This window comes from Cohnella thailandensis (genome assembly GCF_014212135.1).
Classification (GTDB): Bacteria; Bacillota; Bacilli; order Paenibacillales; family Paenibacillaceae; genus Cohnella; species Cohnella thailandensis.
In genome coordinates, this window is the sequence record NZ_JACJVQ010000002.1 from 292,683 (window position 1) to 316,691 (window position 24,009).

Annotated in this window: 19 protein-coding genes; 2 read left to right on the forward strand and 17 right to left on the reverse strand. The window is 54.1% G+C overall.

Annotated features, from left to right (window positions below; all coding sequences use genetic code 11):
• Nucleotides 1-9 precede the first annotated feature (9 nt).
• From H7B67_RS01910 to H7B67_RS01920, 3 genes are all read right to left on the reverse strand, one after another.
• Complete coding sequence (locus H7B67_RS01910) at nucleotides 10-1,641, reverse strand: extracellular solute-binding protein (protein WP_185118105.1); 1,632 nt, start codon at nucleotides 1,639-1,641, stop codon at nucleotides 10-12.
• 74 nt (nucleotides 1,642-1,715) lie between these two features.
• Nucleotides 1,716-2,573, reverse strand: coding sequence for a carbohydrate ABC transporter permease (locus tag H7B67_RS01915; protein ID WP_185118106.1), 858 nt, complete (start codon nucleotides 2,571-2,573; stop codon nucleotides 1,716-1,718).
• 13 nt (nucleotides 2,574-2,586) lie between these two features.
• Complete coding sequence (locus H7B67_RS01920; protein ID WP_185118107.1) at nucleotides 2,587-3,495, reverse strand: ABC transporter permease; 909 nt, start codon at nucleotides 3,493-3,495, stop codon at nucleotides 2,587-2,589.
• Nucleotides 3,496-3,613: 118 nt separating this feature from the next.
• Between H7B67_RS01920 and H7B67_RS01925 the strand changes: the two genes are divergently transcribed.
• Nucleotides 3,614-4,510: a helix-turn-helix domain-containing protein gene (locus tag H7B67_RS01925; RefSeq protein ID WP_185118108.1), complete on the forward strand. Its 897-nt coding sequence runs from the start codon at nucleotides 3,614-3,616 to the stop codon at nucleotides 4,508-4,510.
• Between the two features lie 363 nt (nucleotides 4,511-4,873).
• Here the strand turns inward: H7B67_RS01925 and H7B67_RS01930 are convergent, their stop codons facing one another.
• The 9 genes from H7B67_RS01930 to H7B67_RS01970 form a co-directional block, all read right to left on the reverse strand.
• A complete protein-coding gene (locus H7B67_RS01930) occupies nucleotides 4,874-6,364 on the reverse strand; it encodes an alpha-L-fucosidase (RefSeq protein ID WP_185118109.1) in 1,491 nt (496 codons plus the stop codon).
• A gap of 35 nt (nucleotides 6,365-6,399) precedes the next feature.
• The gene (locus H7B67_RS01935) at nucleotides 6,400-8,079 is read right to left on the reverse strand and encodes a type 2 periplasmic-binding domain-containing protein (RefSeq protein WP_185118110.1); all 1,680 of its coding nucleotides are present in this window, start codon (nucleotides 8,077-8,079) and stop codon (nucleotides 6,400-6,402) included.
• A gap of 124 nt (nucleotides 8,080-8,203) precedes the next feature.
• Entirely contained in the window at nucleotides 8,204-9,103 is a 900-nt protein-coding gene (locus H7B67_RS01940) for a carbohydrate ABC transporter permease (protein ID WP_185118111.1), read from the reverse strand.
• Nucleotides 9,104-9,116: 13 nt separating this feature from the next.
• Complete coding sequence (locus tag H7B67_RS01945; RefSeq protein WP_245363786.1) at nucleotides 9,117-10,058, reverse strand: ABC transporter permease; 942 nt, start codon at nucleotides 10,056-10,058, stop codon at nucleotides 9,117-9,119.
• Between the two features lie 269 nt (nucleotides 10,059-10,327).
• Complete coding sequence (locus H7B67_RS01950) at nucleotides 10,328-12,001, reverse strand: type 2 periplasmic-binding domain-containing protein (RefSeq protein WP_185118112.1); 1,674 nt, start codon at nucleotides 11,999-12,001, stop codon at nucleotides 10,328-10,330.
• A gap of 47 nt (nucleotides 12,002-12,048) precedes the next feature.
• Complete coding sequence (locus tag H7B67_RS01955; RefSeq protein ID WP_185118113.1) at nucleotides 12,049-14,244, reverse strand: helix-turn-helix domain-containing protein; 2,196 nt, start codon at nucleotides 14,242-14,244, stop codon at nucleotides 12,049-12,051.
• Between the two features lie 369 nt (nucleotides 14,245-14,613).
• Nucleotides 14,614-14,790, reverse strand: coding sequence for a helix-turn-helix domain-containing protein (locus tag H7B67_RS31405; protein WP_185118186.1), 177 nt, complete (start codon nucleotides 14,788-14,790; stop codon nucleotides 14,614-14,616).
• A gap of 191 nt (nucleotides 14,791-14,981) precedes the next feature.
• Nucleotides 14,982-15,806 carry a TrmH family RNA methyltransferase gene (locus H7B67_RS01965; RefSeq protein WP_185118114.1) on the reverse strand — a complete coding sequence of 275 codons (825 nt, stop codon included), beginning with the start codon at nucleotides 15,804-15,806 and terminating at the stop codon, nucleotides 14,982-14,984.
• Nucleotides 15,793-16,464 carry a potassium channel family protein gene (locus H7B67_RS01970; RefSeq protein ID WP_185118115.1) on the reverse strand — a complete coding sequence of 224 codons (672 nt, stop codon included), beginning with the start codon at nucleotides 16,462-16,464 and terminating at the stop codon, nucleotides 15,793-15,795. Before H7B67_RS01970 ends, H7B67_RS01965 begins: the two co-directional genes overlap by 14 nt.
• A gap of 174 nt (nucleotides 16,465-16,638) precedes the next feature.
• Here H7B67_RS01970 and sspI point away from each other — a divergent pair, with 174 nt between their 5' ends.
• Entirely contained in the window at nucleotides 16,639-16,860 is a 222-nt protein-coding gene (gene sspI, locus H7B67_RS01975; protein WP_342592563.1) for a small acid-soluble spore protein SspI, read from the forward strand.
• Nucleotides 16,861-17,113: 253 nt separating this feature from the next.
• Here the strand turns inward: sspI and H7B67_RS01980 are convergent, their stop codons facing one another.
• The 5 genes from H7B67_RS01980 to H7B67_RS02000 form a co-directional block, all read right to left on the reverse strand.
• Nucleotides 17,114-18,283, reverse strand: a complete 1,170-nt coding sequence (locus H7B67_RS01980) for an alpha-D-ribose 1-methylphosphonate 5-triphosphate diphosphatase (RefSeq protein WP_185118116.1) — start codon at nucleotides 18,281-18,283, stop codon at nucleotides 17,114-17,116.
• A gap of 119 nt (nucleotides 18,284-18,402) precedes the next feature.
• Complete coding sequence (locus H7B67_RS01985; RefSeq protein WP_185118117.1) at nucleotides 18,403-19,989, reverse strand: peptide chain release factor 3; 1,587 nt, start codon at nucleotides 19,987-19,989, stop codon at nucleotides 18,403-18,405.
• Nucleotides 19,990-20,096: 107 nt separating this feature from the next.
• Nucleotides 20,097-21,638, reverse strand: coding sequence for an MDR family MFS transporter (locus H7B67_RS01990; protein ID WP_185118118.1), 1,542 nt, complete (start codon nucleotides 21,636-21,638; stop codon nucleotides 20,097-20,099).
• A gap of 122 nt (nucleotides 21,639-21,760) precedes the next feature.
• The gene (locus tag H7B67_RS01995) at nucleotides 21,761-23,227 is read right to left on the reverse strand and encodes an MDR family MFS transporter (protein ID WP_185118188.1); all 1,467 of its coding nucleotides are present in this window, start codon (nucleotides 23,225-23,227) and stop codon (nucleotides 21,761-21,763) included.
• 87 nt (nucleotides 23,228-23,314) lie between these two features.
• Nucleotides 23,315-24,001, reverse strand: coding sequence for a bactofilin (locus tag H7B67_RS02000; RefSeq protein WP_185118119.1), 687 nt, complete (start codon nucleotides 23,999-24,001; stop codon nucleotides 23,315-23,317).
• Nucleotides 24,002-24,009: the final 8 nt, after the last annotated feature.

The window sequence follows — 24,009 nt, forward strand, 5'->3', positions numbered from 1 at the left end:
GCCTGCGAATCATTGACCGTTCTGCGCATCGTAATTCTTGATGTATTCGTCCAGTAAGGCCTTCCCACCCTGATCCATGTACTGTTGAACCGAGGATTTGTACAGACTGTCGAATTCGGCCGGCTTAGCAACAATGAGTTTGGCGAGCAATTGAGCCGACAGATTCGTGAGCTGTGTGCGGTATTTCGATTCAGCTTCATTCGGCATCGAATAGTAGTAAGGTGCGTAATAGTCTTCCATCGATACCTTTAACGCGTTCTCCACCTCTTTCTCAAAACCCGGATATCCGGCAGAAACGGCTGCCGCATTCTTCTCCGGATCTCCGAGCTCGATACCATTCGAGAGGATATCGTAGTCGAGGTTGTTCGCCACCGTCATCATCTTATCGCCTGATGTCGTCGTTCCCGTCTGGACCGGAACGCCATTCACCATGTTGTAGTCCTCGCCTTCCTTACCATTCTGGAGGAAGAGGGTATTTTTAGGGTCGGCCATCCAGTTCAGGTACTGGATCGCGAGGTCAGCGTTCTTGCTGAATTTGGGCACAAAGATATATATGCCATTCGGGCTGTACCCTTGCTTAGGATGTTTACCCGCATCATTCTGCCACGGACCGATCGGAATAAGCTCTGCGTCCGGGACGTTTGCTTTGAGGTTGGTGTAGATGCCGGGAGCGGTTCTGTACGGGCCGTCCCAGTTCGTGTGAAACGCTCCGACTTTGCCGTTGGAAATATCGGCGTCGCTCTGTTTACCATCCTTGTCGGTCGCGAAGTACGGGCTTATCAACCCCTCGTGATACATCTTGTTCAGATATTGGACGGCTTTATCATACCCCGGCAAATTCCACGGCGGTACAGACAAGTTTGAGGCTTGAAGCGTAGCAAATTCTTTTTCCGAGAGGTTGGATGGTTTAAAGGCTTCAAAAATATTGCCCACCCCCGGATTGGTAGAACTCAAGGTATATGCATAAGGAATAACTCCGGATACGTTTCCAGGATTCTTCTCCTTAAATGCTACCATGGTTTCATAGAACTGTTCCGCTGTCGTGGGGACAGGGAGCCCCAGTTTATCGAGCCAGTCTTTGCGAATAAAGGTATTAAATCCCGCGAGAAACGTCCTTTTTGCCGGTATGGCATATTGCTTGCCGTTAAATTGACCATACTTTAGAATATCGTCTCCAAGGTAGTCTGTGAGAGCAGATCCATGTTGTTCGAGAACGGGACCCAGATCCGTCAACCCGCCTTGCTGCACATATTTATAAACGGTTGCTGAGTCGTACGTGAATACAATGTCAGGAGCATCGCTGGATGCCATCAATACGTTCAGCTTTTCTACTTCCTGGGATCTGGGGACGGTAACGAAATTAACGGTGGCATTATACTGCTTGCCGAAATTATCGTTGATGTACTTTGTCCAGTAGTTATTGTTCAAGTCCGGTTGTCCAGGTTTGCCTCTGTCGAAAACTTCGACCGTCAATGTTCGATGTTTTTTTGAGGTGCTTTCGCTTGCCGTATTTTGCGTACTGCTTGATGGTTCGGTGTTACCTGACGTTTGGTTGCCATTTGACGAACAGGCTGACAATGACGACCCAAGCATTAGCGTCGCAAAAGCAATAGAGATAAATTTACGTGCCCCCGCCTTCATAGAAACCTCTCCTTTAGATTTATTATTTATATAAATGTGCGAAATGAAGGACCCTTCATTCCACGCCATCTATATCAACCTTTGACGGCACCGATCATAATGCCGGATACAAAGTATTTCTGAAGCCATGGATACACCAGCAGAATCGGTATCGTGCCAAACATAATGGCTGCTGCCTTCAACGCTTCCGACGGCAAATTGACGACGGCGTTTTCGCCAGCGAAACTCTGTGAAATATTGATCACGTTATATAGCTTAAGCTGGATCGGATAATACTTCTCGTCTGAGATGTAGAAAAGAGCATCCTGGAAATAGTTCCACCGGAAGACGGCGTACAGCAAACTCATGGTGGCAAGTGCCGGCTTGGAAAGAGGTAAGACGATCTTCAGCAGAATCTGAAGGTCGTTGCATCCGTCCAGGTGGGCGGCCTCCTCCAGGCTATCAGGCAAACTCTGAAAGAACGTTTTCATAATGATCATGTAATACACGCTCATCAGCCCCGGAAGAACCAGCGCCCATGGAGTGTTTAATAATTCCAGATTCTTTATGTTCAGATAGTCCGGAATCAAACCGCCGCTAAAATACATGGTAAACAACATCATCAGGAGAAAAATCTCTCTGCCGCGGAGTCTTTTTTTCGTCAGCGGGTAGGCGGCCAAGATGGTCGTAATCAATGCCAGCAGCACAAAACCAACCGTCAGAATGACCGAGTAGAATAAGGAATACAACATGCTGGCATCCGCAAAGACAACTTTATAAGCTTCGACATTGAAATCTATGGGATATATGGTCACGGATTGAGATACTATGGCTCTGTTAGAACTGAATGACTGCGATAAAATATAGAGAAAAGGTACCAGGCATAAGAAAACCGCAATTAAAATAACGAATGCAATGATATAGTCAGACATTCTCATTTTTTTAAGCAGCATGGTCGCCATCTCCTTACCAAATTCCGTTTTCGCCCAGTTTGCGGCTAATATAATTGGAACTTAACAAAAATATCAAACAAATAACGGACTGGAACAAGCCGACTGCCGTACCTAACGAAAAGTCCGCGGTTTGAATGCCGACTCGATAAACATAAGTGCTGATCACATCGCCGAAATCCATAACAAGGTTGTTTTGGATGTTGAAGGGACGATCGAAGTTAATCGCCATAATATTGCCGATTTGGAGAATCAAAAGTATGACGATGGTCGGCCGAATACCCGGCAACGTAATATGCCACATTTTCCTAAACCTTCCTGCTCCATCTGCTTCAGCAGCTTCATATAATTGGTTGTCAATTCCCGTCATCGCTGCTAGATACAAAATCGTTCCCCACCCCGCATTCTGCCAGATGCCGACAAAAATATAAGTTGCAACCCACGCGTATTTATCCGTAAGGAACGGAAAGGTCTGACCTCCCATATCGACAATCAAGGAGTTGAGCATGCCTGTGGGAGAAAACAATTGGGCAACGATTCCGCCAATAATGACCCAAGAAAGGAAATGGGGCAGGTACAAGATGGTCTGGCTTACCTTCTTAAACTTCGTCCATACCAGTTCATTGATCAAAATAGCCAAAATAATCGGCGCCGGAAATCCTACGATCAGATCCAAACCGTTCAACACCAACGTGTTCCTTACCACTTGATAGAATTGCTTCGAGGAAAAAATGTGTTCAAAGGTTGCAAAATGATTCCAGGGACTATTGTTGATGCCCTGAAAAATGTTGTAATCCTTAAAAGCGATCTGTATGCCGTATATGGGGGCGTATTTAAAAATCAATAAATAAACAACAGGGATAACCAACATCAAATAGAGAAGATAATCACGTTTAATGTAGTAAAAGATCCCTTTTTTCACCATTAACTGCAACCTCCGTTGTCAATGACCTCCAGGTATGATGAATCCTCACCATTTGGTCGATTTCTTGTCGGTATTGCTTTACTGCTGTAAACTTTGTTATAGAGAGGATGTGAATCCAGTGTCCAATAATTTTCTTCTGACTTTCTATCACCACGATTTTTTTCTTCATTATGCCTATCTTCGCAAAAGCACCGGGTCAGACTGGTTCAAAGGAACATTCCATGCGCATCGAGGATTGGAAGTCCTTATCGTCCATGAAGGCAACGGCAAACTCATCGTCGATCAAAAAAGCTACGAATTGACTCCCGGCACGCTTTGCGTATTTCAACCCTATCAATTGCATTTTTTACAAGCGGAGATGTCGGAGGAAACCCCTTTCGTCCGCTCGATCATTCAATTTGAGCCCTTGATGTATGAAGCTTACTTCGAGAAATGGCCAAGTTTGTTTGCATTCTATAAGAGACTTTTGACCAGCAAACTCCCTTCTCCGTGCCTTTACAACCTCGATGAAGCGGATCAATTCCATTCCGTGTTTCAAATCTGGGAAAATCGGAAACGGACGAATGAGGAAGAATTTTCATTGTTTCTCGTTGCATTTTTCTATCAGCTTAAGTCGGTGTGGGAGCGCTATCAAAATCAGGTTGAGCTAAGCGCCGTCCGTACGCCCAGTCAAATCGAACGCATTCTCGCATGGTTGGAAGCTCGATACACCGAGCCGCTGAGTCTAAATAACATGGCAAACGAATTACATCTTTCCCCCTATCTCATCTCGCATCGGTTCAAGGAATGGGTCGGAATGACCTTATCAGAATATTTGAATGAGCGTCGTTTGCAGGAATCGGTTAAACTCTTGACCACGACCAATCATACGGTCGCTCAGATCGGCGAAATAATAGGACTTGAAAACTGTTCTTATTTCTGTAAGATCTTCAAGAAAAAGTTTGGCCTCTCGCCCCATCAATACCGCAAAAAATGGTTACAATTGTTTGAATCCACCCAGAAGTCGAGTCAATGACGATGCGATATTGCCGATTTTACTGTTATATTTAATAGAAGCGACATATAATGCATGCGCTTACAAATGACCGTACCTCCCTTTTCGCCAGACTTTTTGCCAAACCTTTGTAGTTCCAATCGTATCACAGCCCACCTGGATAGAAGTGACCGGGCGTTGCGCCAAAATATAACTAAATTGCGGTCGGGAAGTTCCCGTGGTACTTCCTCTGTCCAACACCCGGATAGTCTTCGATTGGTGACGCTTCGCCGCCGAGGATCGTGCCTCCGCTCGAGAATAATCGCCTCCCGACGGGAACGGATTCTATGCGTTAAAAGCGAGGGGCCGTTCCTTTAGGGAACAGCCCCTTGTTGCATCATGCGATTATACTTCAATGGCAAGGCAATTGAGGTATTCCGTCGGCAGCCGTTCCGGCAGCGATACGACGAGCACCCCGTACGATTGCTCGAACGGCACTTCGCCGACCCCGAGCAGGCGCACGTTTCTCACTTTTTCATCCGGTCCGATCGAACGGATGACGGCAAGACGATCTTCGGGCGCGCGCATCTGGAATGCATAGATCGTGCTGCCTTTTTGCGTGAAACGAAAATCCGACGCGCTCCATTCCGCTTTGTCTTCCTTAAAATGGTCGATCACGACGCGGGTGCCGCCTTCGCCCGACACGCGGAACGGACGGGTCCCGTATACCCCTTCCCCGCAAACCTGGATCCAGCTTGCCATTTCCTTCAAAATGAACGTACATTCGTCATCGATCGTGCCGTCCGGCTTCTGCGGAATGTTCAACAACATATTGCCGTTTTTGGATATGATATCTACGAACATCTCGATGACATGCCCCGGCTTTTTGTAGACCGTCTTGACATGGTAGAACCAGTCGCCGACGCAAGTGTCCGTCTGCCACGGTTCCGGCTTGATGTCGGGCTCCTGGCTGCGCTCGATATCCATCACGCCGAGGCTGTATATCTCTTTTTTGCGGTCCTTCTGATTGTAAACCGCCTTGTTCACGCCGCCGTTCAGCGCGGCGCTCGTGTTGTACAGGTGCGCGACCGCATGCAATCCCGCCAGATAATCGGGATGACCGGGATCGAAGTCCGGCTTATCCCACGTATTGACGAACGGCAGTACGCCGTCCGAGTACAGGAGGTCCGGCTGGTAAAGATCGATCACCTCCTTGACGATGTCGAACCATCGCTGGTGCCACCATCGGTTCGGCGTATACCATGGATCCAGATCGTACATTTTTTTGCCCGGATCGTGGTGCTCGAGGTTCGGCAGGTACAAATCCTCGTACGCGGGATCGTTGCCGTCATAGGGTACGCCTTTAAATGGCCCTTCTTTATCCCGGCCTTTGTTCCAATGGAACCAGCTGAACGTGGCGCCCAGATGCTCGGTCAGGCCGAAGGGCAGCCCTCTCTTGACCGCTGCCTGCTTCCAGAGCCCGACGATATCCTTGTTAGGCCCCATGTTCACCGAATTCCACCGGTGGATCTTGGAGCCGTAGTTAAAAAAGTTGTCGTGGTGCATGGCTTGCGCGACGAAGTATTTGGCGCCCGCAGCCACGTACAGGTCCATCAGCGCCTCGGGATCGAACTTCTCGGCTTTCCAAAGCTGCACGATGTCCTTATAGCCGAATTGCGACGGATGTCCGTAATGCCTGATATGGTACCGGTACTGCTCGGAGCCTTCGACATACATATTGCGCGCGTACCAGTCTCCGTACATCGGGACGGACTGCGCGCCCCAGTGAGACCAGATGCCCAGCTTGGCGTCCCGGAACCAATCCGGGCACTCGAACGTTCTTAGCGATTCGAAGGTCGGTTCGAACGGACCTTTAGAAATCGGTGTCTGAAGCATGTCAAAACCTCTCTTTGCCGTTATCTTGATTTCGCCTATTTCGCCATTTTATCGTAAGCGTTCTGGTAGATTTCCAGATAGCGCTTCAGCTTCAAGCCGTCGAAGCCCTTTACGTACGCGTTCCACTCGTTGTCGGTGAGCTTCTTCGAGCCGGTAATAAACTGCGCCATGTACGAACGAATATAATCGTTGATTTGCGGCCGCAGCTGGTTGACTTCCTTGGCGTCCGCCGTATCCATAAAGATGCTAAGCGGAAACGTTTCTTTCGGCTGCTTGTTCTCGTAGTTGTTTTGCGTCTCGAGGAACAGCCTGTATTCGTATCCTTCCTGGGTCATCGGATCTTTGGGAGCGACCCACGATTCGCGGATATCGCGCGTCCGCCTCGTGATGCCCATCTGTTCCCACGTCTCATTGTTGGTCGCGGCGGAAGCCATATCGAAAAATTCGGGCTTCAGCATATATCTCGCCTGTCTGCCCCGCACATCCACCGTCCCGTCCGGCGCCTTCTCCCAGTACTTTCCTTCCAGGCCGTACTCGTTCGTAATCGCGTGCTCCTCCGACCACATGTAATCCGCCATCTTGATCGCCGCGATCTGCTGCTCTTTGGATGCCTTGTTCGTGATGGCGAACTGCCCGTTGCCGTACGACTTGTAATACCCCGTATAGGCGACGCCGTTCGGACCGGTCAGCGGCGGGATGGACACATAGTCCTTGTGCCGCGTCTGATCGGCCGCCAGGCTGAAGTACAAGCTTGGAATGCCGCCCGCGATGGCGCCGAGCACGTTATCGCCTTCCTTGTTGGCGACCTGGGTAAGCGCGTCGCCGTTTTGCGTGAACGATTCCTTGTCGATGAGACCTTCGCCGTACAGCTTGTTCAAATATTCGAGACCTTGTCTCCATTCCGTCTTGTTCGCGGCCAGATCGACCTTGCCGTCCTTCATCGTGAAGAAGTCTTCGTCGTTGTCGTAAATAAACGCGTTCATAAGAAAATTGGAAGGGACGCCGTGCCAGGTGCCGATCGCGCCGGCAAACGGAATTTCGTCGGCTTTGCCGTTGCCGTTCGGGTCCTTCTCCTTGAACGCCTTCAGCACGTTGTAAAAGTCTTCGGTCGTTTTCGGCATTTCCAGTCCCAGACTGTCCAGCCAGGTCTTGTTGATCCATGCCTTTTGGGAGTACCAGCAATGAAAGCAGTCGTTCACGTGCGGAAGCGCATAAATATTGCCGTCCGGGGCCGTGATGGCCGCTTTGAGATCGGGATCGTCCTGGAACGCCCTCTTGATCTCGTCGCCGTACTGGTCGATCAGATCGTTGAGCGGCAGCAGCACGCCCTGCTGGCCGTAATCGATCTGTTCGGACTGCGTAAAGTCGCCGGAGAGGAAGACGGAGGGATAATCGCCGCTCGCCATAATCAACTTTTTCTTGTCGGCCGCGTTCGCATTGGGCGTAGCGTCGAATTTGAATTTAATGTTCAGCTTGTTTTCGATATATTGGGTAATGGCGTTTTTGTTGATATCTTCGATGCGCGGGGACAAGGACAAGAACACGTCCAGCGTCACCGGCTTTCCGCTTGCCTGCGCCTGATCGCCTACCGTGCCGGCGGCGCCGCCGTTTCCTTGATTGCCCGTCTCTTTGTCGCCGCCGCTGCATGCGCCCAGGATGAGCGCGAATACGAGCGTGAGGATGACAACCGTTCCGGTGATCCGATTCTTTTTCAAGATGACGCCTCCTTTTTTTTTCGCTCCAAACGTGCCAGTAACGCTGCTGCTTCCCGACAATGCTTTTGCGCGTTGCCCTTGCGTGCTCCCTCCCGGCCTCACCTCCCTTTCGTCCTTCCGCCGCCTATCCCTTCACCGATCCGATCATAATGCCCTGAACGAAATATTTCTGGACGAACGGATAAATGCAAAGAATCGGAACCGTCGCGACCACAATCAGCGAATACTTCAACAAATCGCGCAATCCCTGCCTCGCCGCCATCTGATTCGCATCGACAAGGGCCGTTGCGTCTATGGTGTTGAGAATCAAAATATTCCGCAAAATGATCTGCAGCGGATACAACTCGGGCGACTTGAGATAAATGAGCGCGTCGAAGTATGCATTCCATATGCCCACCGCGTAGAACAGGATCAGGACGGCGATAATCGCCTTCGAGAGCGGCAGAACGATCCGCCACAAAAAACCGATGTCCGAGCATCCGTCCAGCTCCGCCGCTTCGCCAAGCTCCTTCGGAATGGTCGACTGAAAAAAGGTGCGCGCCACGATAACCTGAAAGACCGACAGCGCTCCGGGCAATACCATCGCCCATCTTGTATCCAGAATGCCGACCGCCTTGACCGTGAGGTACGTCGGGATCAGTCCGCCGCTGAACAATATCGTGAACACCAGCAGCATCATGATGAGGTTGCGCCCGACAAACGTCGATCTGGACAAAGGATAGGCAATAGCCACGGTCATGACGACATTAATGGACACGCCCAGCAAGGTATAAATAATGGAGTTCATATAGCCTGTCAAAATCGCCGGATTGGAGAAAATGACCTTATAGCCCATCAGGCTGAAGTCGACCGGCCACAGCCATACCTCCCCGCTGACGACCGCCTGCGCCGAACTGAACGAAGAACTGACAATATAAATGAGCGGATAGAGGACGGCGACAAGCACGCAGCAGAGAAAGATATAAATCAGCGCAAGGAAAACCCTGTCGCCGACCGATTCGCGGATCGCGGTTGCCCGGTTCATGTACGTCCCCCCTTTACCACAGACTGTTGTCCGAGATTCGTTTGGCAACGGCATTGACACTTAACAGCAAGACCAGATTGATCAAGGAATTGAACAGATCGACCGCGGAAGAAAAGCTGAAATTCGCGCCGAGCAGACCGATCTTGTACACATAAGTCGATATGACTTCCGAGGTGCTCACGTTGAGCGGATTTTGCATCAGATATACTTTCTCGAAGCCGACGTTCATGATTTGCCCGACGCTGAGGATCAGCAGAATGATGGCCGCGGGCGCAATGCCCGGAATATCGACGTGCCGCATCTTCTGAAGCCTTGATGCGCCATCCACTTTAGCCGCCTCGTACAGTTCGGGATTAATGCCGGCTAAGGCAGCCAGGTAGATCACCGCGCCGTAGCCGATTCCTTGCCATACGTTGGACCATACGAAGATGCTCTTGAAATAACCCGGCGAGCCCATGAAATTAATCGATTCGAAGCCCAGACCCCGGACAATATGATCCACGAATCCAAGACGCGGCGAGAGGAAAATCATAATCATGGAAACCATGACGACGGTCGAGATGAAAAACGGAGCGAACGTCACCATCTGTACGGTCTTCTTGAACTTCACCCTCCTGATCTCATTAAGAGCGAGTGCGAGAACGATCGGGGCGGGAAAGCCGATAACAAGCGAGTACAAGCTGATCCCTAGCGTATTCTTGATGAGCAGCCAGAAGTTCGGCGACTGAAAAAAAGATTGAAAGTGCTTGAGCCCGACGAACTCGCTTCCCGTAAATCCCTTCACGACGCTGTAATCCCGAAACGCGATCTGGGCGCCGTACATCGGGATGTACTTAAAGATGACGATGTAGGCCATCGGGGCCGCTATGAGCAGGTATAGCTGCCAATGCCGTTTGATCCCCCTCCATATGCGTCCGGCATCGAGCCCTCCGCTTCTCTTGCGGCCACTGCGCATGGTATTGCCGCGCACGCCCATAACGCCGGTATTTTTCATCTGCCCGTTCACGCCCTTTCCAGAAGCTCGTATTCGCCTTGCTCTGAATGGCCTAACCATATCGAACGCCGGACCGGACCGTCAACGAACAGAAATCTACGGACGGACATCATTCTACAAACGCTTTCAAAACCGTGCGTTTTGGCCAGCGCTTATCTTTCGCGGACCGATCAATATTCTATTGCAAGAAAAAAAGCCTGACCGGAAGGCATTTCCGGAACAAGGCTTTTTCATTGTTGTTGTTTGTAGGTGTCATATGCGTGCTGATGAATCTCGATGTACCGGTCAAGCTTCAACTGCTTCAGGCCGCTCACGTAATCGTCCCAGTCGGCGGCCGTATCCTTCACGCCCGTAATAAATTGAACCAGATTTCTTCGGATATAATCGTTGATCGGCGCTTTTAATCGGGCGGCTTCCTCGGCTGCGGCCGTATCCATAAAAATATAGGAAGGGTACACCTCACGCGGCTCCTTGTCCGCATACTTTTGCGTCTCCACATAGAGCCGATGCTCGTAGCCTTTGAATGAATCGGGATCCTCGGACACGGCCCAGGACTCTCGCAGGTCCCGGTCCCGATATAGCACGCCCATCTGGGCCCAGACGGCGTTTTGGGTGGACGACTTGGAGAATTCGGGGTCGAGCCAATATTTGGCGGGTTTCCAATGCTCGTCGTACTCGCCGGGCTCTCCTTTTCGCCACCACTTGTTTTCAGGTCCCCACTCGTTGCGGATCGTCGCCTCTTCGGTCATCAGGAAGTCGGCCAGACGTGTGGCGGCAGCCGCTTCGGCAGCCGTCGCTTTGTCGGTGACGGCAAAGGCCGCGCGGTCGTAGGAGCCGAAGTAGCCTGCCGCCGCATAGCCGGATGGACCGATCAAGGGCGGAACCGCCTCGTAATCGCCGTCCCTGCTGCCGGCATTGCCGTCGAACACCATCCGAATATGTCCGGACGTGACCGCGCCTAGCACATTTTCCTGGCGTGACGCCGTCTCCATGAGCCCGTCGAGCGATTGGGTGAACACGTCCGGGTCGATTAATCCTTCGCGGAACAGCTTTCTCATATATTCGAGCCCTTCCCGCCATTGCGGCTGGATGGCGGCCATTCCGACACGGCCGTTCTCGATGTAGAAGTAATCCGTGTCCGTATTATAAATAAAAGGGCTCATAAGAAAGCCCGTAATGCCCGTATGCCAGCTGTTCATGGCACCGCTGAGCGGAATTTCGTCCGGGAGGCCGTTGCCGTTAGGATCCTTCGTTTTGAAAGCGTGCAGCACCTCGTACAGTTCCTCCGTCGTCTCGGGCATTTTCAGATCAAGCTTGTCCAGCCACGATTGATTGATCCATAGCTTCTGCGCGTACCAGCAATGGAAGCATTCATTGATAGACGGCAGTGCGTAAATATTGCCGTCGGGCGCCGCGATCGACTGCCGGACGGCCGGATTGGAGCTAAAAATATCCTTCAATCGATCGCCGTACCGGTCGATCAAGCCGTTCAACGGAAGAAGGATGCCCCGCTGCCCGTATCGCACCTGCTCGTCCGTCGTCAGACTGCCGCTCAGAATGATCGGCGGATAGTCCCCGCTCGCGAACAACAGGTCCTCCGTCTCGTCCAGCTCGCCCGACTTTGCTATGACGAACTTGAGCTCGATGCCGAGCTTTTGCTCGATATATTCCGTGAACAGATTCGTATCCAATTCCTCTTTCTTAAGATCCGACCCGACCAATACTTCAAGCTCCACACGCCGATCCGCAATCGGGAATTCGCCCGGCTTGCGAATGAACGGCTCCACGCCGCGATTGAGGGAATGGCCGTCCGGCAATCCCCAAGCTCTCCATGCCGCGATGCCGATCAACGCGACGATAACCGCAGCGATTGCGGCGAATACGATCGTTCGCCCTTTATTCATCCTCCACCTCCTGGTCGGATTGGTGCCGCATCGGTCGGCAGGCGCGCTCACTGTCGCATTCGACTCCGATAATCCTGGGGCGGCAATCCCTCCGTCTTGCGGAACACGCGACGAAAGGTCGCGGAATTCGGATACCCCACCTTCTCTCCCACCTCCTGAACGGAATTCTCGGTGCGGACGAGCAGCTCCTTGGCTTTGCCGATCCTCACGGATGCCAGAAATTCAAGAAAGTTCTCGCCGAACGTTTCTTTGAACAATCTGCTCAGGTATTTGGAACTGACGTCGAATTTATCGCTCAGGTAATCGAGCGATAAGTCCGGATTGGCGTACTCCTTCTCGATGCAATCCTTGATGTCCTGCAGTAGAGGATAGTGAGACCGCGGCGAACGCATGTCCTGCAGCCGCTTGCCGCTATGATCCAGCATCTCGTACAGCGCCCGGCTCAAGTCGTCCAAAGTATCGAACGACTCCATCTTGACGCGCATGTCCTCAAGCGCCTGCCGGACGATCTGGTATTCCTCCTTGGATCCGCTCGAATGGTGAAGCTCCAGATTGGCGAACATATATTGGACGAGTTTGACGATTTCGGATTTTGCAGGCTTGTCCAAGCGAATATCGTTAAAGAACTTCCCGTACAGCTCGCGCCATTTTTCTTCACCGAGCCGAAAAGCGGTCGAGATCTCGTGAATCGTGCGAAGATGCTCATGCTCGCTTTTTTGCCGCTGATGCTCGGCGTCCGAGTACCGGATCACCCTGTTCGTGCCAAGCACGGCCTTGAAGTGCAGAAGCGAGCAGGCCTCTTTATAGGAGGAGCGTATATCTTCAAGCGAGTTTGTCGTGCGGCCGACGCCAACCGTTACGGTGAACTTGAGATTTTTGGCGATCCAGTCGACAATCGGTTCATAGACGGGAGATTGCTCTTTGGCCCCATTCTGAAATATAACGACGGACAGCTGGATGGGAGACGTCCATTCCAGCCATACGCCTGTGCCTGGCTGCTGCATCATTTCGTTGACGACGCTGCTGACGACGAACTTGAACAGCGAGCGGTCCCGGCTGTTGTAAGTAAAAAAAGCCTGTTCCGCGTTGTCGACCTCGATCACGATCGCCTTCAGCGTATCGAAGTCCGGGATATCCAGGCCCTCAAAAGGCCTATCGGACAATTCCCCCTTCTCATAATCGCCGTAGATCAGAACGCTGAAAGCATGCTTGCGCTTCAGCACCGCCGCTTCGCTGAATTCTCTCTCGGCAAGCTTCGACTGGGCGACAAAATTGTTGATAGCGGATTCAATAAAAGCAAATTCGTCCGCCGCCACGCTGCCGGCCGAGCCGTTCCCGTCAAGCAGCGAATGATGCAGCTTGACTACCAGCTGTTCGAGCGGTTTGTAGTTTGCGCGCGCGACATATATGGTGAGCAAGAGTCCGATGGCAAATACGAGGACGCCGACGCCGAACCATACGCTCGAGAATGCGGACGTGGATCTGGCCAGAAGTCCGCTGTTCATCCCGCTCTCCACCGTCCAGCCGGTGTAATCCGACGTAAGGCGGGTCATTACTTTGCGGTTCGGCTCGAGATTGTCGCTATAAATCGGCTGCCCGTTCCGGCTGAAAATGTTCACGAAGGTGGTGGATTCGTCGTATAACAAAGACACGCTTGCCTGTATGGCGGAAACGTCTATATTCATCACAAGGATTCCTTGCGAGCCGGAATTGACCGGAACTTCGTGGACGACGCTGATGACGCGCTTGGCGCTGCGGGACGCAAGCTCCCGGTAATCGCGGACGTCGCTCCAATACGTCCCTAATCTTAGACCGGAGAAAGACCTCGCAAACACCCGATCTTCAAAGGCGTCGATATTTTTGCGTAAATTGCCGGAAAGGACAGTACCGTCGCTGTACCTATACAAATAAAAAGAATCGATCAACGGCACTTCTTGCTTCAGTTCGTTAAGCCGCTCGAGCACCTCATAATTCAAATAAATATTGCGGGAATCAACTTCCTCGAAGTAGTCGGATAGCAGCTTATTGTTCAGAAGCTCCCGGATGACAAGGTGATCGACGGTCTTCAACGATACATGGACAGACTGCAGCAATTGGGCGGTAAATACTTTGCCGGAAGCCTTCGCGTTCTGTCGATTCTGTTCTACGATTGCCTGAAGAAATATAAAAATCAAAAACGAAAAAACGATCAGAAAGAGCGGGATATGCGACCACATCATCCTCCGAAGCCATGTTTTACTCATTGGCCCCCTCCCTTCGGAACGCTTCCACTCTTCCCATTCTTCAAATCCAAATCAATGACTTTTGCGAGTGTCATACTCAAAAAGGACTCTATCGTCACGATTCGAGTCCGGTCAGTTCCATTATGTTGTGATGCAGAGTTTTTTCCAAAAGTTTTGTGCTGAGCGTACGTACATTGACCGTATTGTCTGCCACACGGGCCGCTATCTGATAGGTCATACGGGATCGACAACCTCGGAGAAGACTGATATCGTCTTCTTGCGCTGAACAAACTCTCCGTTGTCCAGCCCACGCGTAATCAAGATGTAGAACCCGCCCTGCTTAGCCAGAGCTTCCTTTGCGTCAAACGTTGTAACCGTTCTCTTCTTATGTTAGCATTTTGTATCAAACATGAAATTGCGCTTTCCTGCAGATTTGTAGCTTTTTTTGATATTTAATAGTTTCTTGGTTTTTCCTTGCTCTATTTCGCTTAACCTGCCTTGCGATATTCCTATTTCGTCTGCGAAAGAGATTTGACTTAAATTATGTTTGACAGAGATAGTTCCAATAAATCTCCTTCTAAAATATGCGAAAGTGCGTTCGCCCTACTTCCAATGAGCTTGACTTTGGATCGTAATTTTCGATCCATGAGGCTTACTCTTTCTCATTAAAATCAAGGATTCAGGGTCTTATGAAATGATCACTCTGTGACAATTCAACGTTCCAACGAGTGACAATCTGAATTACAACTCACAGCAAATCAACGTTCCAAAGCCATCCGCTGCCTTTGAGCCTCGAACAGAAGCACCGTCGCCGCCATAGCCACGTTCAGCGACTCGGCCTTGCCGGTCATCGGGATGATGATCGGCCGGTCCACCAGCTCTTCAACCTTCGGGGATAGCCCGCTGCCTTCGTTTCCGAACAGCAGCCAAGCATCGCGGCCGAGCTCGACCTCGTAGCAGCTCTTCGTCGCTTGAAGGCTTGTCCCGTATAGCGTCTTCCCATGCCTGCGAGCCTCGGGCAGCAGTTCCGTCAGATCGGCTTCCAAAACCGGCAGGTAGAAAAGAGTGCCCATCGTGGAGCGAAGCGTCTTCGCGTTGTATAGATCAGCCGTTCCCTTGCCGAGCACGACCGCGCTCGCTCCGCTTGCCGCGGCGCTGCGGACGATGGTGCCGACGTTGCCGGGATCCTGCACGCCGTCCAACACGACGACCGGACCCGCTCCTTCCGCGAAAAGCGCCTCGCGGTCGACCGGCTTCCGATATGCTACCGCGAACACGGGCTGCGGAGTTTCCGTCTCGACGCACTTGGCGATAATGTCGGGCGAGACCGGAATCCACGACGGAGAGGAGCTCGAGGAAGGCTGATTATCCGCATAGGCTAGAAGCTCCTCCGGAACCCCCATCCCCTCTTCGAAGACGACGCATTCCAAGGGCCAGCCGGAAGCCAGCGCTTCGGCGACGAGGTGAACCCCCTCCAGCTTGAAGCGACCTTCCTTCTCGCGATTCTTGCGCTCCGACAGCTTCGCCCAACCCTTTACCCGCGGATTGGCAAGCGAGGTCAACGCCGGTTCAAGGTTCCGCATACGCTTGCTCCATTCGCGTGAGCTGCTCGTTCCGGCCTACGATGACCAATACGTCGTTCACCAGCAGCTTCTCGTCCGCCGGGAACGAGATGTTCATTTCGCCATTTCGCTTGACTGCCAATACGTTGCATTGATACTTGGCCCGGATATCCAGATTTCTTAAGTCCTTGCCCCACATGGCGGAGGGCGCCTTCATCTCCACGATGCTGAAGTCGCTCGACAGCTCGATATGCTCCATGATGTTCGGCGAGATGAGATGGTGCGCGACTCTTAAGCCCATGTCCCGCTCCGGGAACACGACCTTGTCCGCGCCGATCTTGTTCAGAACCTTGCCGTGCAGCTCGTTCTGCGCCTTGACGATGATTTTATGTACGCCCAAGTCCTTCAGGATTAGTGTCGTCAGAATGCTGGCCTGAATATTCTCCCCGATCGCGACGACGACGACGTCGAAGTTGCGGATGCCGAGCGCCTTCATCGCTTCCTCGTCGGTGGAATCGGCCGAGACGGCGTGCGTGACGATGTTCGCGAGATCCTGCACGCTTTCCGGGTCGGAGTCGATCGCGAGAACCTCGTACCCCATCTCTGACAGAAATTTCGCGACGCTGGAGCCGAAGCGGCCCAAGCCGATTATTGCGAATTGTTTCTTGCTCTTAGCCATTGGCGAACTGGCTCCTCCCCATTACCGTATCCCTTGCTCCTTATTTTGCTATTATAGCATAACATTCTTCCCCATTCGTCCGCGGCATATCTGGCCCGAAACGGGGGAACTCTACGGAAAGCCGCGATTCGAAGCGTTTATCCGCGGCTCTTTATCTCCAAAGGAGGTTCGCCCGTGACGGTAACCATGAGCTTGCGCGAAGCCATTCTGCATCGGGTCCGAGGTCATGGACCGGATGAGCTTCGCGGCGTCATCGAGGATTCGATCGGCAACGCGGAGGTAACCTTGCCGGGACTTGGCGTTTTATTCGAAATTATTTGGCAGCACAGTGCTCCCGAAGATCAACAGCGCATGGTAGAAGCGCTGCACGGCGAGCTTCAGAAGTCTTCTTCCTAATCTGGCTCTGCCCCCGGCAAAGTTCAGCTCCTTTTTTGCGTCTCGAGAGCCCTGTAACCCGATTTTTTCGGGTTACGGCTCTTTCTACGCCGCGCACGACCCCTGTAACCCGAATTTTTCGGGTTACAGCTCTTTTTCTGCGACGCACGACCCTGTAACCCGAATTTTTCGGGTTACAGCTTTTTCTCCGCAACGCACAACCCCTGTAACCCGAATTTTTCGGTTTACAGCAGTTCAGCCGCGCCCCATCCGCCTACCGATAATCGAACGTCTGCTGAACGACCATGCCGCCGACGAGCGTTCGCTCCACGACCGGACAGCCCTGCACCTTGCGCACGATCAGCAGATCCGCCAGTTTGCCGGCTTCGATCGAGCCGACCTTCGCATCGATTCCCATCGCGCGTGCCGGATTCAGCGAAGCCATCGCCGCGGCTTGCGGCAGCGGGATGCCCTCTTGCTCCAGGATAAAGATAGACTGCAGAAGCGAAGCCGGGTGGTAGTCGGAGCAGATGATGCCCGCCGCCTCCGCCCGGATCGCGTCCAGCGCGGACATGTTCTTGTCGTGCGAGCCTCCGCGTACGATGTTCGGCGCCCCTACGCACACCTGCAAGCCTTGCTTCGTCGCGTATTGAGCCGTCTCCAGATTAAGCGGGAACTCGACGACGCCCGCATGGAAGGAACGGGAATGGTCCACCTGCCCCGCCGAATCGTCGTCATGCGAAGCGATCGCGATTCCCCTCTCCCTAGCATGCCCGGCAAGCGCCCGAAGCTCCTCCCAATCGATCCGGCTTCGTCTCTCCTGCAGCTCCTCGACGATCGCGGCGGCCTCGTGGATGTCGACGCCCTGATTTTTCATCACATACCGCTCGAACGCACCGGGACGATGATACTGGCCGATGCCCGGCGCATGGTCCATAAACGATAAATAGTCGATGCTCCCGTCCTCGATCAGCCTTCGGGCCAGCGGCATACCGGTCAGATGGGACACCTCATAACGGAGGTGAACGCGATGGCGAATCATTGCCCGCTCCCGCCTGCTTCGCAGGATATGCGCGATCAGCTCGGAAGTCAGATGCTCCCCTCTCAGGCTTAGGCCGACTCCGAGAGACAGAGAGTGGTACATCGTCGTGATTCCGTGCAGCGCCAGCTTGCGCTCATACTGGACAAACGCCATATCGAACGGGAAAAGCGTGTTCGGACGAGGCTCGACCTCCTTCTCGATCGCATCGCAATGCAGGTCGATCAGCCCGGGAAGCACCCAGGCTCCCTCGGCATCGACGACCTCGTCTTCCGGGGATAACGCCGCCGCGCTGCCCGAAGCCGCAATCTCGTTTATTCGTCCGTCTGAGAGAATAATATCCGCTTCCAGTACTTCCCCGGGCAGTACGACGCTGCCGCCGCGAACGATCAACCGTTTGTTCATCTCGCCTCTCCCCTTTCCATATCCTCCTATTTTACATAGCCCAAACCTAGCTTTACAATGCAAAAAAAACTCCCGCCGCCTGATCCCTCAGACGAACGGGAGCGCTTGATCCTTAGCCCTTAAGGAGCCGTCTCCAGGAACTGAACCTCCGGCATTCTCTCCATCGCCGTGCGCATCGCGTACTCGTTCTCGAACAGCGCGACGTAGTTGTCGTTCTTGTCCTTGACGAGCGTCGAGTTAATGCGGAACTTTGCCGGGTCGACCTTGTCGGCCACGATCCAACGGGCGAACTGGAACGTCGTGCGCGCTAGCTGGATGTCGACGCCGTATTCGTTCTTCATCCGGTACTCGAACACGTCGAACTGCAGCTGGCCTACGACGCCGAGATACGTATCTTCGAAAATGCCTGCCGAGCGGAATACCTGGACCATGCCTTCTTCCGTCAGCTGATCCAGCCCCTTGAGGTACTGCTTCTGCTTCAGCGCGTTCTTGACCGACACCTTGGAGAAAATCTCGGGAGAGAACGTCGGCAGCTCGTCGAACACGATGTTGCTGCCCTCGCTCAAGGAGTCGCCGATGCGGAAAATCCCCGGGTCGAACAAGCCGATAATGTCGCCCGGATAGGCGGTGTCGATGATCTCGCGGTCCTGCGCGAGGAACTGCTGCGGCTGCGCCAGCTTGATCTCCTTGCCCGCGCGAACGTGGCGGACGCTCATGCCGCGCTGGAACTTGCCGGAGCAGATGCGCAGGAACGCCAGGCGGTCGCGGTGCGCCGGATTCATGTTCGCTTGGATCTTGAAGATGTAGCCGGAGAACTTCTCCTGATCCGGATCCACCGGACCGTTCGTGCTCTTGCGGGAGGTCGGCTCCGGAGCGAGCTGCAGGAAGTTCTCGAGGAACGTCTGCACGCCGAAGTTGTTGACCGCGCTGCCGAAGAATACCGGCGTGAGCTGGCCTTGCAGCACTTTCTCGTAGTCGAACGGATCGCCCGCGACGTCGAGCAGCTCGAGATCCTGCGCCAGCTGATCGGCCAGGTAGTCGCCCGCCATCTCGCGGATACGCGGATCGTCGTAGCCTTCGACCTTACGAACCTCGATCGACGAATGATCGTTGCCTTGGAACAGCTCGACCTGGTTCTTCATCCGGTCGTACACGCCGGAGAGCTCGCGTCCCATGCCGATCGGCCAGTTCATCGGCACCGAACGGATGCCGAGCACGCGCTCGATCTCCTCGAGCAGGTCGAACGGGTTCTGGCCTTCGCGGTCCAGCTTATTAATGAAGGTAAAGATCGGAATGCCGCGCTTCGCGCACACCTGGAACAGCTTGATCGTCTGCGCCTCGACGCCCTTGGCGACGTCGATCAGCATCACGGCGCTGTCCGCGGCCGTCAGCGTCCGGTACGTGTCCTCCGAGAAGTCTTGGTGACCCGGCGTATCGAGGATGTTCACGTGCTTGCCGGCATATTCGAATTGCATGACCGAAGACGTAACCGAGATACCGCGCTGCTTCTCGATCTCCATCCAGTCGCTCGTCGCGTGGCGGGCCGCTTTGCGCGCCTTGACGGATCCGGCGATATGGATGGCTCCTCCGTACAGGAGCAGCTTCTCGGTCAAAGTCGTTTTCCCCGCGTCGGGGTGAGAAATAATCGCGAAGGTGCGGCGCTTGGCCACCTCTTGTTTCAATTCTTCGCGCAACGTTTGGCTCATCGTCTGAAGTTCCCTTCCCTAGAAAAATGGCAATTTTCATTATAGCACAATGTCCCGCAGGAAAGGGAAAACGAACCGCGATTAGGCGGTTCGTTCGGGCTTGGCGCTTATGAATTCAATTGCGGTGCCGTTCCCGCCGCCGCTTCCTGGCCACCGCCTGAGTTCTCGTCCTTCTTGGACAGCACTTCCTTCTTCAGGAACCAGACGATGACGAAAGCCGCAACCGCGAAGCCGAGACCGATCGTGAAGATGTTCTGGAAGGCGTCCGAGAACGCGACCTGCACCTTCTCGATCAAGTCCGGGGCCAGCCCCTGGGGAATGTCTCCCTTCGCGATCGTATCCGCCGCGCCTTCCGGAAGCTGGTCGCTCAGCCCCATGACGCCGCTCTTGATATTCTTCGCGAGCAGGCTGCCGAACACGCTCATGCCGATGGTAACTCCGATGGACTGGAACAGCTGGACGGTCGAGAGCGCGATCCCGCTATCCTTCTTGTCGACGGATTCCTGCACGATCAGATTGTCTCCTCCGAACAGAGCGCCCATTCCGACGCCCATGATGACGAAGGTAATGATAATGTACAGGACGGTCGTCCCGACGCCGATCTGCGTCAGCAGATACATGCCGACGATCGGCAGGATAAACGAGACGATGAACAGCGTGCGGTAAGGGACCCGGGTGATCAGGAAGCCGATCAGGATGCTGATCGGAATCGCCCCGGCCATGAACGCCAGATTGAGGTATCCCGAACCGGTCGGCGTCAGCCCCATGACGTTCTGGGCGAAGAACGGGAACGACGAGATGCCGCCCATGAGGCCCATCATCAAGACGAGAACGAACAACGACAGCACGACGACCGTCCGATTCTTGAATAAATGGAGCGGAATAAGAGGCTCCTTCGCCCTTCTTTCGATTCGAACGAGCAAGGCGAACAGCAGCGCAGACAGGACGAATAATCCGATGACCCACGGAGACGACCAGGCAAGGCCTTGGGTATCGACCAGCACCGGCGCAAGCAGAAGCGAGAGCAAGCCCAGCATCATTACGAACGCGCCGGCCCAGTCGATCGACCGCTTCTCTTCCCCTTTCGTCTCCCGCAAGCCGATCCCGATGATCAAGGCGGCGAGCAGGCCGACCGGAATATTGATCAGGAACACCCAATGCCAGCTGATATGGTCGACGATATAACCGCCGACGGTCGGACCGAGCAGCTGCGGCAGGAACATGACCGGGCCGATCGCCGCCTGAATCTTGGCGCGCTGCTCGAGCGGATACGTGTCGCCCAGGATGACCATGGCAAGCGGCATGAGGCCGCCGGCGCCGATCCCCTGGATTCCCCGGCCGACGAGAAGCATCGGCATCGAAACGGCAAGACCTCCTATGATGGAGCCGCCGATGAACAAAGCGATGGAAGTTAGATAAACCCTCTTGCGGCCGTACAAGTCGGCCAGCTTGCCGAGAATCGGCATGAACATCGTCATCGCCAGCATGTAGATGCCGGCCACCCATCCATATAGCGACAAGCCGTGCAGGTCGCGGATAATCGTCGGCATCGCCGTCGAGACGACGGTCTCGTCGAGCTCCGCGAAGATCAGCCCGATAAGCAGGCCGACGAGCACGAGAGCTTTGTTATTGCTTTTGGCTAGAACCATTGTCGTTGAACACCCCAAACTCATTTCGTTTAGGAGAATGCCGGCGAATCCCGTTTATTGGAAACCGATCTCCTAACGGAAACCAGCTTAAAAGCGAAAGATGAACTGAATATGAACGGCCGTTATTTCGCTTTCGCCGGAATGTCCAGCTTCGCCTTGCCCATGAAGCAGACGACGACAAGAGCCAGCACGGCCGGAACGAGCGCCCACAGGAACATATGCGTGATCGAAGAGGACATCGCGTCGATGATCTTATCCAGCACGTCCGGCGGAATCTGCGCCCGCTTCTCGGGAGTCAGCGACTCTCGAAGATCGCCGAGCGATTCGCCTGCCGGCGCGCCTCCGCCGCCTTCCGCGAACGATTCGCTCAGCTTCGACGTGAGCGTGTTCCGCTGCAGAATGCCGAACACGGTCAAACCGACGGTCATGCCCAGCGAGCGGACGAACGACATCGTCGCACTGGCCGAGCCGCGCTGCCTCTCGTCGAAGCTGTGCATGCTCGACATGCCGAGCACCGAGAACGAGAAGCCGACGCCGACGCCGGTGATGACGAGGTACAGCACGAGCATGAAGCGCGTCGTATCCGGCGTGATCGTGGAGAGCAGATAGGCTCCCAGCGTCAGGATCAAAGCGGAGACGATCATGACATTGCGGTAAGAGGTCTTCATCGACAAGACCGCTCCGATCTGCGCCGAGACGACCGATCCAAGCGTCAGAGGCAGCAGGATAAGGCCCGAATTCGTCGCGGAGCCTCCGTTTACCCCTTGGACAAAAATCGGAATGTACATGGCGAACGTTATGAAGGCGGCGCCGTAGAACAAGCCGGCCAGCGTGCTCGAGGCGAACAGCCGCTTGCGGAACATGGCGTACGAGATGATCGGGTCCCTGGCCTTCGTCTCCGCGAAGAGGAAGACGGCGACGAGCACCGCGGCTCCCGCGAACAGCGACAGGATGACGGAGGAATTCCAAGCGTACTCCTGGCCGCCGAATTCAAGCGCGAACATCAGGCAGACGACGGCGCCCACGAGGGTCGAAGCCCCCCACCAATCGATCCGCTGCTTCTCATGAATCGGAGATTCTTTATAGTAAATAAGGATAAACGCCAAAGCGACGATGCCGATCGGGACGTTGATGTAGAAAATCCAGCGCCAATCGATGTGATCCGTGATATAAGCTCCGAGCAGCGGACCGATCAGGCTGGAGGTGCCGAACACCGCCCCGAAGATCCCCGACATGCTGCCCCGCTTCTCCAAGGGGACGACGTCGAACAGAATCGTGAAGGCGATCGGCATGAGCGCTCCGCCGCCGATTCCCTGAATCGCCCGATAAATGCTGAGCTCGACGATGCTGTGCGCCGTTCCGCACAGGATCGAGCCGAGCAGGAACATCGCGATGCCGAAGACAAAAAACCGTTTGCGCCCGTACATGTCGGACAGCTTGCCGAAGATCGGCATCCCCGCCATCTCCGTGACGAGATACGCGGACGTGACCCAGACGATCTTCTCGTAGCCTCCCAGGTCCGAGACGATCGTCGCCATCGAAGTGCCGACGATCGTGTTGTCGATGGCCGCCACGAAGATCCCCAGCATGAGACCCGCCAGGATAAAGCCGATTCGATTGCCGTTGGCCGTTGCCACTTGCTCTCCACTCCCGTTTCTTCTATGGATTTATTTTACTTATTGGATGCGGATTTGCTCTCCGACCTTAGCTCTCCGGTCCAGCTTCAGCTCGCCGCGATATTCCACCCTTCCGATCTCGCAGCCGAGACCGATCGATACCCGATTGCCGCGCACGACGTCCGCCATGGTATTCTCCAGCTCGATGACGTCCCCCTCGATCGTTCCCGCCTTAATCACTTCATTGGGATGGGCGGCGAACATCTTCTTGAGCTTCATCGCTTTGCTCTGCTTGATAAGAATATGGCCGCCGCCGATCTCCGATGCCGAAGACCCTCCGAACAGCCGAAGCTCCATCCGGTCGGCGCTGAGCAGCCCTCCCGCCCGAATCATTCCTTTGACGGTCATCTCCTCGAATTCGCAATCGCCTTCGACGGAGAACGAACCTCCGGGCACGTTCAAAGAATCGCCTTGAGCGCTCCCTTTCACTTGGATTTCCCCGGTCACCTTGGCCTCGCGGCTCTTTAGATCGCCATCGACCTTAAGTTCTCCCATGACCCGCACCTTCTTCGCGACCAGGTCGCCTTCCACGACCGAGTTCCCGGTGCAGCCGAAGCTGTCGCACTCCGTGCGGCCGATCAGCTTGCCCTCTCCGACGATGGAGACCCTGCCGAACGAACCTCCGTTCATCACCGACTCTCCGACCAGCCTCAAATTCCCTTGTTTTGCCGGAACCGACACTGCCATCTCCTCCT